14 protein-coding genes are annotated in these 12364 nt (G+C 70.6%); 7 read left to right on the top strand and 7 right to left on the bottom strand.

Annotation, left to right across the window (positions count from 1 at the left end):
- Positions 1 to 4: 4 nt before the first annotated feature.
- Positions 5 to 484, top strand: a complete 480-nt coding sequence (locus IE287_RS27575; protein ID WP_189851912.1) for an NUDIX domain-containing protein — start codon at positions 5 to 7, stop codon at positions 482 to 484.
- On the opposite strand, the gene IE287_RS27570 is transcribed toward IE287_RS27575, so the two are convergent.
- Positions 416 to 1669 (bottom strand): globin domain-containing protein, encoded by a 1254-nt coding sequence (locus IE287_RS27570; RefSeq protein ID WP_373307909.1) that lies wholly within the window; start codon positions 1667 to 1669, stop codon positions 416 to 418. The two genes, IE287_RS27575 and IE287_RS27570, sit on opposite strands and share 69 nt — an antisense overlap.
- 230 nt (positions 1670 to 1899) lie before the next feature.
- Here IE287_RS27570 and IE287_RS27565 point away from each other — a divergent pair, with 230 nt between their 5' ends.
- The 3 genes from IE287_RS27565 to IE287_RS27555 all read left to right on the top strand — a co-directional run bounded on the left by IE287_RS27565 (position 1900) and on the right by IE287_RS27555 (position 3846).
- Positions 1900 to 2763, top strand: coding sequence for a GNAT family N-acetyltransferase (locus tag IE287_RS27565; protein ID WP_189851911.1), 864 nt, complete (start codon positions 1900 to 1902; stop codon positions 2761 to 2763).
- Positions 2764 to 2877: 114 nt separating this feature from the next.
- Complete coding sequence (locus IE287_RS27560; protein ID WP_189851910.1) at positions 2878 to 3336, top strand: MarR family winged helix-turn-helix transcriptional regulator; 459 nt, start codon at positions 2878 to 2880, stop codon at positions 3334 to 3336.
- Between the two features lie 57 nt (positions 3337 to 3393).
- Positions 3394 to 3846, top strand: a complete 453-nt coding sequence (locus IE287_RS27555) for a GNAT family N-acetyltransferase (protein ID WP_189851909.1) — start codon at positions 3394 to 3396, stop codon at positions 3844 to 3846.
- A 59-nt stretch (positions 3847 to 3905) separates the two neighbouring features.
- Here IE287_RS27555 and IE287_RS27550 read toward each other — a convergent pair whose 3' ends face one another.
- Positions 3906 to 5288: a serine hydrolase domain-containing protein gene (locus IE287_RS27550; protein ID WP_189851908.1), complete on the bottom strand. Its 1383-nt coding sequence runs from the start codon at positions 5286 to 5288 to the stop codon at positions 3906 to 3908.
- Positions 5289 to 5324: 36 nt separating this feature from the next.
- The gene (dnaB, locus tag IE287_RS27545; RefSeq protein WP_189851976.1) at positions 5325 to 6812 is read right to left on the bottom strand and encodes a replicative DNA helicase; all 1488 of its coding nucleotides are present in this window, start codon (positions 6810 to 6812) and stop codon (positions 5325 to 5327) included.
- 442 nt (positions 6813 to 7254) lie between these two features.
- Between dnaB and IE287_RS27540 the strand changes: the two genes are divergently transcribed.
- Positions 7255 to 8592 carry an MATE family efflux transporter gene (locus tag IE287_RS27540; RefSeq protein ID WP_189851907.1) on the top strand — a complete coding sequence of 446 codons (1338 nt, stop codon included), beginning with the start codon at positions 7255 to 7257 and terminating at the stop codon, positions 8590 to 8592.
- A 126-nt stretch (positions 8593 to 8718) separates the two neighbouring features.
- Here IE287_RS27540 and rplI read toward each other — a convergent pair whose 3' ends face one another.
- The 4 genes from rplI to rpsF all read right to left on the bottom strand — a co-directional run bounded on the left by rplI (position 8719) and on the right by rpsF (position 10456).
- On the bottom strand, positions 8719 to 9165 hold the full coding sequence (rplI, locus tag IE287_RS27535) for a 50S ribosomal protein L9 (RefSeq protein ID WP_189851906.1): 447 nt from the start codon (positions 9163 to 9165) through the stop codon (positions 8719 to 8721).
- A gap of 18 nt (positions 9166 to 9183) precedes the next feature.
- Positions 9184 to 9420: a 30S ribosomal protein S18 gene (gene rpsR, locus IE287_RS27530; protein ID WP_005315025.1), complete on the bottom strand. Its 237-nt coding sequence runs from the start codon at positions 9418 to 9420 to the stop codon at positions 9184 to 9186.
- A gap of 79 nt (positions 9421 to 9499) precedes the next feature.
- Entirely contained in the window at positions 9500 to 10096 is a 597-nt protein-coding gene (locus IE287_RS27525; protein WP_189851905.1) for a single-stranded DNA-binding protein, read from the bottom strand.
- Positions 10097 to 10165: 69 nt separating this feature from the next.
- Positions 10166 to 10456, bottom strand: coding sequence for a 30S ribosomal protein S6 (rpsF, locus tag IE287_RS27520; RefSeq protein WP_004950685.1), 291 nt, complete (start codon positions 10454 to 10456; stop codon positions 10166 to 10168).
- Between the two features lie 284 nt (positions 10457 to 10740).
- Between rpsF and IE287_RS27515 the strand changes: the two genes are divergently transcribed.
- Together IE287_RS27515 and IE287_RS27510 are read left to right on the top strand one after the other, a co-directional pair.
- A complete protein-coding gene (locus IE287_RS27515) occupies positions 10741 to 11049 on the top strand; it encodes a hypothetical protein (protein WP_189851904.1) in 309 nt (102 codons plus the stop codon).
- A 122-nt stretch (positions 11050 to 11171) separates the two neighbouring features.
- Positions 11172 to 12290: a lipid II:glycine glycyltransferase FemX gene (locus IE287_RS27510; RefSeq protein ID WP_189851903.1), complete on the top strand. Its 1119-nt coding sequence runs from the start codon at positions 11172 to 11174 to the stop codon at positions 12288 to 12290.
- Positions 12291 to 12364: the final 74 nt, after the last annotated feature.

Below are 12364 nucleotides of genomic sequence, written 5' to 3'. Positions count from 1 at the left end.
TCCCATGACCGAACGGCCCGTGGTCAAGCGCACCGCACGCGCCATCCTGCTCGACGGAGACGACCTCGTCCTCATCAAGCGCACCAAGCCGGGGGTGGATCCGTACTGGGTGACGCCCGGTGGCGGCGTCGAGCCCTCCGACTCCACCGTCGTCGAGGCCCTCCACCGTGAGGTGCACGAGGAGCTCGGCGCCAAGATCGTCGATGTGGTCCCCTGTTTCGTCGACACCGTCGAGCACATCGTCGACGGCGGGGTCTCCGGCGTGAAGGTCCAGCACTTCTTCGTCTGCCGCCTGGAGTCGATGGACCTCCGCCTCCGGCACGGCCCCGAGGTCGACGAACCCGTCGGGGAGTACGAGATCGTCCGGGTGCCCTTCAGCCGTGTGGGGATCGCCGCCGTCCACCTGGTGCCGCTCTCACTGCGCCACTACCTCGACGGGAACATCGAGGGCGTGCGCGCCATGCACGCCCCCGACCTCGGCTGACCCGCCCCCGGCCGCGGCCGGACCGGCTCCGACCGCGGAGAGCTCCGCGAGGAAGTCGTGGCGGATCCGCTCCGAGGGGACCCCGGCGCCGCGCAGCACGTCGACGCCCTGCCGGACCATGCCGAGCGGGCCCGCGAGGTAGGCGTCCCGCTCGGTCCAGGGGCCCGTCTCCCGGACAGCCTCCGGCAGCGGCCCCTGCGCCTCGGTGACCGGGTGGACGGCGAGCCAGGGGAAGGTCTTCTGGAGCCGCAGCAGGGTGTCCATGTCGTAGAGGTCGTGGCCCCTGCGGGCCCCGTAGAAGACGTCGACCTGCCGGCGGTCGCCGTGTTCGGCGACGTCCTCCACCAGCGCCTTGATCGGCGCGATGCCGGTCCCGCCGCCGAGGCAGAGCAGCCCGGTGTCGGTGGCGTGGTCGACCGTCATGGAGCCGGCCGGCGGCCCCAGCCGGAGCACGTCCCCGGGACGGGCCCGGTGGACCAGGGCGCGCGAGACCCAGCCGGCCGGGACGGACTTCACGTGGAGCGTGAGCAGCCCGTCCGGACGGGGCGCCGAGGCGAAGGAGTAGTGGCGCCAGACCCTCGGCCACCAAGGGGTCTCCAACGTCGTGTACTGCCCGGCGAGGAAGGGGTAGGGAGCGTCGGGGCGCAGGGTGAGCACCGCGATGTCGGGAGTCCGCAGATCGTGCGAGACCACCTCGGCCTGCCACCAGGCGGGGGCCTTCGCCTCGTCCTGCGAGGCGGCGTCGATCATGATCTGCGAGATCGCCGTGTACGCCCGGACCCAGGCCGCCTCGGTCTCCGCGTCCCAGCTCCGCTCCGCGTACCGGACGAGCGCGCCGATCAGGGCCTCCCCCACCGCCGGGTAGTGGGCCGCCACGACGCCGTACTTGCGGTGCCCCCGGCCGAGATGCCCCAGGTACTCACCGAGGAAGGCGCTGTCGTCCATCCGCTCGGCGACCGTGAGCAGGGCCTTGAGCAGACGGTCCCGCTGGACGTCCATCGCGGCCGGGAAGAGCTCGCGCAGGGCCGGGTCCCGCACGAAGAGCAGCGCGTAGAAGTACGAGGTCACCTTGTCGGCGACCGGGGCGATCTCCTCGAGGGTGCGGCGGACGAGCACCGCGTCGGCGGAGGGCTCTGCTATTCGGGCCCCCGTCCCGTCCTTCGTGCTGGTCGGACCATCCATCATGTGCCTCGCCTCACGCAGCCGGCTTCCGTGTTCGCAGCATGGCCCCTCCCGCAAAGGCTTCGGGCGGAAAGCCGCGTTCTCGGGCCAAAGGGCAGGGTTGCGGACTAGGCTCCCCTCTTTCGGCGCGCTCGCCCCCGGCCCTTCCCTCCCGCCGGGGAAGCACGTTTCACGTGAAACACCAGCAGAAAATCCCTGGACGGACGATCCCTCCGTCGGCAAGCCTGGCCGTCATGCCGATCTCCCCCACCGACCTCGCACGGCTCCCCGTCCGACGCCTCGGCCCCACCGACCTCCTGGCCTGCGCCGACCTCTCCGAGGACCGCGGCTGGCTCCGCGAAGAACACAAGTGGGGGCTGCTGCTCACCGCCGGCACCGGATACGGCATCGACGACCCCGACGGTGACGGACTGCTCGCCTGCTGCGTGGTGACCTCCTACGGCCCCGGCCTCGCGGCCATCGGCATGGTGCTCGTCGCCCAGCGCCACGCCCGCCGGGGCGTCGGGCGGCGCCTGATGGAGCACGTCCTGGCGGAGGCGGGGGAGACCCCGCTGACGCTCTACGCCACCGCGAACGGACAGCCGCTCTACGCGGGACTCGGCTTCACCGAGATCGGCCGCTCCGCGATGCTGAAGGGCCACTTCTCCGCCGACGCGGTGACCCCGCCGATTCCGGTCCGCCCGGCCACCGCGGACGACCTCCAGGAGGTCCTCCGCCTCGACCGGGAGATCTTCGGTCTCGACCGCACGCCGCTCCTCACACGGCTCCCGGCCTTCGCCGACCACCTGCGGGTCGCCGTCGAGGACGGCACGATCACCGGATTCGCCGCCGCCTGGCCCAACATGGACACCCATGTCGTCGGACCGCTGATCGCCCGGGACACCGCCACCGCCCAGGCGCTGGTCGCCTCGCTGGCGGAGGCCACGGAGCGCCCGCTGCGCACGGACGTCGACGTCCGCCACACCGAGCTGGTGTCCTGGCTCACGGAGAACGGCCTGGCCCCGGTCGTCACCAACGCGGTGATGATCCGCTCCCTCCCTGACCTTCCCGGTGACGCCACACGGCGTTTCGCCCCGCTGACCGTCGCGGCGGGCTGACCCCTCCACGGCACGGATCCAGGACCGCAATAGTTGCACACGCGCACTATTGCGGTCCTTCGACTACTCTGGATCCGGACAACCCACCGGCGAGGACAGGGACGAGGAGAGATCATGACCGCGACGGACCCCGCCCTCACGGCACTCGCACAGCGCTGGTGCGCCCTCTCCCTGCTGCACGGGCGCATCGAGTCGCACATCGAGCGCGCCCTGGAGTCCGGCCACGGTCTGAGCGCCCGCGAGTACTCGCTGCTCGACGTCCTGAGCCGCCAGCACGACGGCCCCGGCGGGCACCTCCAGATGAAGCAGGTCGCCGACGCGGTCGTCCTCAGCCAGAGCGCCACCACCCGGCTGGTGACGCGCCTGGAGGACCGGGGCCTGCTCACCCGCTACCTCTGCGCGACCGACCGCCGGGGCATCTACACCGACGTCACCGAGGCCGGGCAGAAGCTCCTGGACGAGGCCCGCCCCACCAACGACCGAGCCCTGCGCGAGGCGCTGGACGAGGCCGCGAACAACCCCGAGCTGGCCCCCTTGGTCGGCGTCCTCGAAGGCGAGACCGCCGCCGTCTGACCGGTGGTCCCGGGCCTTCACCACCAGGCCTTCACCACCGGGTCGTACCCTGCGGGCATGAACGATCTTGAGATCCGTCCCGCCCTCGCGGAGGACGTGCCCGCGATCGTCGCGATGCTCGCCGACGACCCCCTCGGCGCCCTGCGGGAGTCCCCGGACGACCCGGCGCCGTACCTCGCCGCCTTCGCCCGCCTCGCGGACGACCCGAACCAGCACCTCGTCGTCGCCACGCGCGGCGGAAGGGTCGTTGGCACGCTCCAGCTGACGATCGTCCCCGGGCTCTCCCGGCGCGGCGCCACCCGCTCGATCATCGAGGGGGTACGGATCCACTCCGAGGAGCGCGGCAGCGGTCTGGGGAGCCGACTCGTCGAGTGGGCCGTCGAGGAGTCCCGTCGTCTGGAGTGCGTCCTGGTCCAGCTGACCTCCGACGTCACCCGCACCGACGCCCACCGCTTCTACGAACGGCTCGGCTTCGAGGCGAGCCACGTGGGCTTCAAGCTGGCCCTCTGACCCTTCCGCGGACGGCCCGTGTTTCACGTGAAACGCGGGCCGTTCCCCACGGGGCGGGATCAGAGCCCGCGCCAGCCCTCCGCGTCCGTGCCGCCGGGAACCGCGTCCCCGGGCTCGTACGGCTCCCGGGTGAAGACGAAGGAGCCCAGGTCGAGGTGGCTCACGCTGCCGTCGGGGCGCCGCACGACCCGGAGCCGCTCCCCCGCGTAGTAGCCGTCCAGCCCGATCCAGCCGCCCTCGGGCAGCGCCCGGAACCTGGCGCGGCGGCCGGCCCCGCGCAACGGCTCCAGGACCACCCCACGCTCGGCGCCGAGCCGCAGACCGTAGGAGTACGTGCCCCAGTACCAGGGGCCGGTAAGCGCCAGGAGCTCCTGGTCGACCTCGTCCGCGGGCAGCGGCCGCCACGGCTCGGGCAGCCGCGGCTCGGCCTCGGCCACGATCCGTACCAGGTCGGCGGCCACGACGCCGGTCAGCGGACCGCTCGTCGCGTTGGCCAGGGCCACGCCGACCACGTCCTGGTCGACGTCCACCCAGAGCCCGGCGAGGAAGCCGGGCAGCGAACCGCCGTGCCCGATGAGCGTGCCGTTCTCCCCATGGGCCAGCTGGATCCCCAGGCCGTACCCCATCTGCGCGTCCCCGACGGCCGGCGGGGCGGCGGGCACCCGCATCTCGGCGACGGTGGAGGCGCTCAGCACGCGGTCGTCGCCCTTCGCGAGGAAGAGCCCGAACCGGCAGAGGTCGGCGGCCGTCGACCACAGCTGGCCGGCCGGAGCCATCACCCCCAGGTCCTCGGAGGGCTCGGGAAGCATCACGTCGGCCCAGGGGTGCACCGCCCAGCCCCCGGCGTGCGGGGCCACCGCCTCCCCCGTCGTGCGCCCCATGCCCAGCGGCTCCAGGACCTCGGTGCGCAGCGCCTCCTCCCAGGAGACCCCGCGCACCGCCTCGACCAGGGAGCCGAGCAGGGTGTAGCCGGGGTTGGAGTAGTGGAAGCTCCGGCCCGCCGGGTGGAGCGCGGGAGTCTCCCCCAGGACGTCCGAGAGCTCGGGCCGCGAGGTCCCGGGGGTCCGCTCCCACCAGGGCGAGGGGGTCTCCGCGGCGAGTCCCGCGGTGTGGCCGAGCAGCTGGGCGACGGTCACCTCGCCCACGCCCGTACCCGGCAGGTGCTTCTCCAGGGGGTCGTCGAGACCGATCAGCCCCTCGTCCCGCAGCCGCAGAACGAGGACGGCGGTGAAGACCTTGGTGATCGAACCGATCCGGTACTGGGTGTCCGCGTCCGGGGCGTGCCCCTCCACGCAGCTGCGGGAACCGCTCCAGACCATCGCTCCCCCGCGCGCGACCGCGCCCACGAACGAGGGCGCGCGGCCCTCGCTCTGGGCGCGGGCCACGCGGTGCAGCAGGGAACGTTCGGTGGTGGGCAGCAGGGCTTCGAAGGCTGAGGTCATGAACCGATCATGCCGCGCCGGCCCACCCGGGCACGATCAGGTTTGTGCCATGTCCACGAAGCGCGAGTAGTGGCCCTGGAAGGCGACGGTGATGGTGGCCGTCGGACCGTTACGGTGCTTGCCGACGATGATGTCGGCCTCGCCGGCGCGGGGGGACTCCTTCTCGTAGGCGTCCTCGCGGTGGAGCAGGATCACCATGTCGGCGTCCTGCTCGATGGAGCCGGACTCACGCAGGTCGGAGACCATCGGCTTCTTGTCGGTGCGCTGCTCGGGGCCTCGGTTCAGCTGGGAGAGCGCGATCACCGGGAGCTCCAGCTCCTTGGCGAGGAGCTTGAGGTTTCGCGACATGTCGGAGACCTCCTGCTGACGGCTCTCCTGCCGCTTGGAGCCGCCGGACTGCATCAGCTGGAGGTAGTCGATGATGACGAGCTTGAGGCCGTTGCGCTGCTTGAGCCGGCGGCACTTGGCGCGGATCTCCATCATCGACAGGTTCGGGGAGTCGTCGATGTAGAGCGGCGCCTGGGAGACGTCCGGCATGCGGCGGGCGAGCCGGGTCCAGTCCTCGTCGGTCATCGTGCCCGAGCGCATGTGGTGCAGGGCGACCCGCGCCTCCGCCGACAGCAGGCGCATGGCGATCTCGTTGCGGCCCATTTCGAGGGAGAAGATCACGCTGGGCAGGTTGTGCTTGATCGAGGCGGCCCGGGCGAAGTCCAGCGCGAGCGTCGACTTACCCATGGCGGGGCGGGCCGCGATGATGATCATCTGTCCGGGGTGGAGTCCGTTGGTGAGCGAGTCGAGGTCGCTGAAGCCGGTGGGCACACCGGTCATCTCGCCGCTGCGGGAGCCGATCGCCTCGATCTCGTCGAGCGCGCCCTCCATGATGTCGCCGAGCGGCAGGTAGTCCTCGGTGGTCCGCTGCTCGGTGACCTTGTAGATCTCCGCCTGGGCCGAGTTCACGATCTCGTCGACGTCGCCGTCGGCGGCGTATCCCATCTGCGTGATCTTGGTGCCGGCCTCGACGAGCCGCCGCAGCACGGCCCGCTCGTGGACGATCTCCGCGTAGTACGAGGCGTTCGCCGCCGTCGGCACCGACTGGACGAGGGTGTGCAGGTAGGAGGCGCCGCCCACGCGGTTGATCTCGCCGCGCTTGGTGAGCTCGGCGCCGACCGTGATGGGGTCGGCGGGCTCGCCCTTGGCGTAGAGGTCGAGGATCGCGCCGAAGACGGTCTCGTGCGCGGGCTTGTAGAAGTCGTGGCCCTTGATGATCTCCACGACGTCGGCGATGGCGTCCTTGGAGAGGAGCATGCCGCCGAGCACGGACTGCTCGGCGTCGAGGTCCTGCGGGGGGACCCGCTCGAAGCCGGAGAGTCCGCCGTCCCAGGGGCCGTCGCTGCCGCGCTCGTGCTGCTCGTCGCGGCCACGGCCGCGCCCGCGTCCCTCGCCCCGGCCCTCGCCGCGGCCTTCGCCACGGGTCCGGACGGGCAGTCGGTCGCTCGGTCCGCCGTCGGCCCAGGGGTCGTCCATGGGCTCGGGAACGCTCACCAGGCCACCTCTTCCCGTCCGCTCAGCGGACCTCGCCGCGCCACTCCTTCTTATGCCACGGCCTCGTTCAAAGAGTGGCTTTGCGTCCGCTTCTGGCGCGTCGGGCGCCGGTCCACGGTAGGCCCGCGAGGGGCGTCAGCCAATCCGGTTATCCACAGGTCCTGTGGGTGAAGGCCCAGATGCTGTGGATAAGCCACCGGATCCTGTGCACGGACCGGGGGACAGCCATGTGGACAAACTCATAGCCCCCCACCTTCCACAGCCCTGACCTGCTGTTTTTCCATCCACCGGCTGTGGGGGAGAAAAACTTTTCCACCTGAGACACGATCAGAACAAACAGCCCACACCCGAAGTCCCGCTCCCCTCAAAAGTAAGGATCACAAGTGCATTGCATCGCTTACCTGTGGACGATTAGATTGACTGCATGACCCAGGCCCCCACGAGCACCAAGGCCGCGCTGCGCCGGCACGACCGCGAGATCCTCTCGCTCGCCCTGCCCGCCTTCGGCGCACTCGTCGCCGAACCGCTCTTCCTGATGGTGGACAGCGCCATCGTGGGGCACCTCGGCACACCTCAGCTCGCAGGCCTCGCCATCGCCGGCGCCCTGCTCTCCACCGCCGTCAGCGTCTTCGTCTTCCTCGCCTACGCCACCACGGCCGCCGTCGCCCGGCGGGTCGGCGCCGGAGATCTGCCCGCCGCCCTCCGGCAGGGCATCGACGGCATCTGGCTGGCCCTCCTCCTCGGCCTCGCCGTCGTCGCGGTCACCCTGCCCACCGCTCCCTGGCTGGTCCAGCTCTTCGGCGCCTCCGAGACCGCCGCCCCGCACGCCACCACGTACCTGCGGGTCTCGATCCTGGGCATCCCCGCGATGCTGATCGTCCTGGCGGCCACCGGCGTCCTGCGCGGCCTCCAGGACACCCGGACCCCGCTCTACGTGGCCATCGGCGGCTTCGCCGTCAACGGCGTCCTCAACGTCGGACTGGTCTACGGAGCCGGTCTCGGCATCGCGGGCTCCGCCTGGGGCACGGTCATCGCCCAGTGCGGCATGGCCGCCGCGTACCTCGTCGTGGTCGTCCGGGGCGCGCGCCGCCACGGCGCCTCCCTCCGTCCCGACGCCCCCGGCATCCGGGCCTCCGCCCAGGCCGGCGTCCCGCTCCTGGTCCGTACCCTCTCGCTGCGGGCCGTCCTGATGATCGCCACCGCCGTCGCGGCCCGCATGGGCGACACCGAGGTCGCCGCCCACCAGATCATCCTCTCCCTGTGGAGCCTGATGGCCTTCGCCCTGGACGCCATCGCCATCGCGGGCCAGGCCATCATCGGCCGCTACCTGGGTGCCGACGACGCCGAGGGAGCCCGCCAGGTCTGTCGTCGCATGGTCCAGTGGGGGGTGGTTTCCGGAGTGGTTCTCGGACTGCTCCTGATCGTGGCCCGCCCGGCCTTCATCCCGCTCTTCACCGGCGACCCCTACGTCCGGTCCACGCTCCTCCCCGCCCTCCTCGTCGTGGCCCTCTCCCAGCCGGTCTCCGGGGTCGTCTTCGTCCTCGACGGGGTGCTCATGGGCGCGGGGGACGGCCCCTACCTCGCCTGGGCGATGCTGCTCACCCTGGCGGTCTTCGCCCCCGCCGCCCTGCTCGTGCCGGTTCTCGGCGGCGGCCTGACCGCACTCTGGGGGGCGATGACGCTGATGATGACCGTCCGGATGGGCACCCTCTGGTTCCGGATGCGTTCCGGCCGCTGGATCGTCACGGGCGCCACGCGCTGACCGCACCGCCCCGTTTCACATGAAACGCGGCGAAGGCCTGTTTCACGTGAAACAGCGGAAGGGCCGCACTCCTCACGGAGTGCGGCCCTTCCTTCTGCACAAGAGCGCAGACTGCTGAGCGCAGCGTTACGCGGCAACGACCTCGATGCCGAGCTTCGCGGCAACCTCGGGGTGCAGACGCACGAGAACCTGGTGCGAGCCCAGGGTCTTGATCGGCGAGCCGAGCTCGACGCGACGCTTGTCGACCTCGGGGCCACCGGCGGACTTGATCGCCGAGGCGACGTCGGCCGGGGTCACGGAGCCGAAGAGACGGCCGGCGTCGCCGGAGCGAACGGCCAGACGGACCTTCGTGCCCTCGAGCTTGGCCTTGACCTCGTTGGCCTGCTCGATGGTCGCGATCTCGTGGATCTTGCGGGCGCGGCGGATCTGCGCCACGTCCTTCTCGCCACCCTTGGTCCAGCGGAGCGCGAAGCCACGCGGAACCAGGTAGTTGCGAGCGTAGCCGTCCTTGACCTCGACGACGTCGCCGGCCGCACCGAGGCCGGAGACTTCCTGGGTGAGGATGATCTTCATTTTTCGGTCACCCTTCCCTTATCGCGCGGTGGACGTGTAGGGCAGCAGCGCCATCTCACGGCTGTTCTTGACGGCCGTGGCGACGTCACGCTGGTGCTGCGTGCAGTTGCCGGTCACGCGGCGGGCACGGATCTTGCCGCGGTCGGAAATGAACTTCCGCAGCATGTTCGTGTCCTTGTAGTCCACGTACGCGGTCTTGTCCTTGCAGAACGCGCAGACCTTCTTCTTAGGCTTGCGCACAGGCGGCTTCGCCATGGTGTTTCTCCTGTGTGATCAAGAAGTGTGGGGTACGAGCCGTCCCCGGGGCCTCTCCCGGAAGACCGGAAGGGGATCCCTAGAAGGGGGGCTCGTCCGAGTAGCCGCCGCCGGAGTTTCCACCCCAGCCGCCTCCGCCGCCCTGCTGCTGGCCGCCGGAGGACGAGCCGCCGGTGGCCCACGGGTCGTCGGCGGGAGCACCGCCGCCACCCTGCTGCTGGCCGCCGCCGCCGGAGTTTCCACCCCAGCCGCCGCCGCCCTGCTGCTGGCCGCCGCCGCCGAAGCCGCCGCCGCCACCCTGACCGCCGCGACCGGTGGTCTTGGTGACCTTGGCCGTGGCGTTGCGCAGGCTGGGACCGACTTCTTCGACGTCCAGCTCGAAGACCGTGCGCTTGACGCCCTGGTTGTCCTCGTAGGACCGCTGCTTCAGCCGGCCCTGCACGACGACACGCATGCCGCGCTGGAGGGACTCGGCGACGTTCTCCGCCGCCTGACGCCAGACCGAGCAGGTCAGGAACAGGCTCTCGCCGTCCTTCCACTCGTTGGTCTGCCGGTCGAAGGTGCGGGGAGTGGACGCGACGCGGAACTTAGCGACCGCCGCACCGGACGGGGTGAAGCGCAGCTCGGGGTCGTCGACGAGATTGCCGACGACCGTGATGACGGTCTCGCCTGCCATGGGTGAACCTCTCGGCGTTGCTTCTGGCTGCTTGCTGCTACTCGGTCCCGATTACCTCTGAGCGGAAGCTCAGTGGGTCTCGGGACGGAGGACCTTGGTCCGGAGGACCGACTCGTTCAGGTTCATCTGGCGGTCGAGCTCCTTGACGACCGCAGGCTCGGCCTGCAGGTCGATGACCGAGTAGATGCCCTCGGGCTTCTTCTTGATCTCGTAGGCGAGACGACGACGGCCCCAGGTGTCGACCTTCTCGACCTTTCCGTTGCCCTCACGGACGACGGAGAGGAAGTTCTCGATCAGCGGGGAGACAGCGCGCTCCTCGAGATCGGGGTCGAGGATGACCATCACCTCGTAGTGACGCATGTGGAACCCACCTCCTTTGGACTCAGCGGCCACGGTCGTTCCGTGGCAGGAGGGTCGTGATGCGTGAGCGACGGTATCGGCGACCACTGACAACGGGCCCCGACGAGCGGGACGTGTCGATGGATCCTGGCAGGACCAGGGCAGACACCGGCGCAGACCGTACAGAGTACCCGCACATCGCCTTGCGGTTGAAATCCGGTGGGGAGGGGACGCAATCTGTACACATCGGACGTCGGCGGCGCTAGGATGCGCCGCCCTCCGCTCGGAACGCCAGGAGGTGCCCCATGGCACAGGCAATGCGACCCGACCCCGGCCACTCCCTCTTCGCCACGGACGGCAAGCCGCACCCGCTCCAGGACACCCTGCTCGCGGTGACCCTGGTGCTCGGCGTCCTGTCCTTCGTGACCGCGCAGTTCCACAGCCTGCACCTGCTCAGCTCGTGGTCGGGCCTGATCGGCATCCTGACCGGGGCCTACGGCCAGTTCATCTCCGTCACCACCCGCGAACGCTTCTTCCTGATCATCGGCCTCGGCGCCTCCGCCGTCGGCTTCTACCTCGGCATGGCCCACGGAGGGCTCTTCGGCGGCGTCTGAGCCGACGCCGGGCACGTCAGGGCCCACGCGGCCCTCCGGGGCGCTCCCCGGTCACAGTAGGCTTCGGCGCGAGAGCCGGAGCCCCTGACCGATGGGGACACACCTGCCGAGGAGCGCCCCGCATGAGCCTGACCCTGAGGACCATCAGCCGAGAGCAGCATCTGGCGTACATCCAGACCCTGCCCGGCGCGAGCCACTGCCAGGTCCCGGCGTGGGCGGACGTGAAGACCGAATGGCGCTCGGAGAACCTCGGCTGGTTCGACAAGAACGGCGAGCTCGTCGGCGTCGGCCTGGTGCTCTACCGGCAGCTCCCGAAGCTCAAGCGCTACCTGGCCTACCTCCCCGAGGGCCCGGTCATCAACTGGCACGCCCCCAACCTCGACGAGTGGCTCCAGCCGATGCTGGCCCACCTCAAGCAGCAGGGCGCCTTCTCCGTGAAGATGGGCCCGCCGGTCGTCATCCGCCGCTGGGACGCGGCCGCGATCAAGTCCGGCATCCAGGACCCGGACGTCAAGCGCCTCAAGGACGTCCAGGCCACCGAGGTCGTGCCGCAGGCCTTCGAGGTCGCCGACCGGCTGCGCCGGATGGGCTGGCAGCAGGCCGAGGACGGCGGCGCCGGCTTCGGCGACGTGCAGCCCCGCTACGTCTTCCAGGTCCCGCTGGCCAACCGCTCCCTGGACGACGTCCTCAAGGGCTTCAACCAGCTGTGGCGCCGCAACATCAAGAAGGCCGAGAAGGCCGGCGTCGAGGTCGTCCAGGGCGGCTACGAGGACCTCGCCGAGTGGCAGCGCCTGTACGAGATCACCGCGGTCCGCGACAAGTTCCGGCCGCGCCCGCTCTCGTACTTCCAGCGCATGTGGTCCGTCCTCAACAGCGAGGACCCCAACCGGATGCGCCTCTACTTCGCCCGCCACAACGGCGTGAACCTCTCCGCGGCGACCATGCTCGTCGTCGGCGGGCACGTCTGGTACTCGTACGGCGCCTCCGACAACATCGGCCGCGAGGTCCGCCCGTCCAACGCCATGCAGTGGCGGATGCTCCGCGACGCGTACGCGATGGGCGCCACCGTCTACGACCTGCGCGGCATCTCGGACTCCCTCGACGAGACCGACCACCTCTTCGGTCTGATCCAGTTCAAGGTCGGCACCGGCGGCGAGGCCGTGGAGTACGTCGGCGAGTGGGACTTCCCGCTGAACAAGCTCCTGCACAAGGCGCTGGACATCTACATGTCGCGCCGCTGACGCTCCCCGCGGGGCTTGCGTACCCTCGTAGTCCCGTGGGTTTCGTACACATCTCCGACTCCCCACCGCAGCCA

This window comes from Streptomyces omiyaensis (assembly GCF_014650895.1).
GTDB lineage: Bacteria > Actinomycetota > Actinomycetes > Streptomycetales > Streptomycetaceae > Streptomyces > Streptomyces omiyaensis.
Note: the sequence above shows the minus strand (reverse complement) of the source record. Positions and strands in the feature narration are given on the sequence as shown.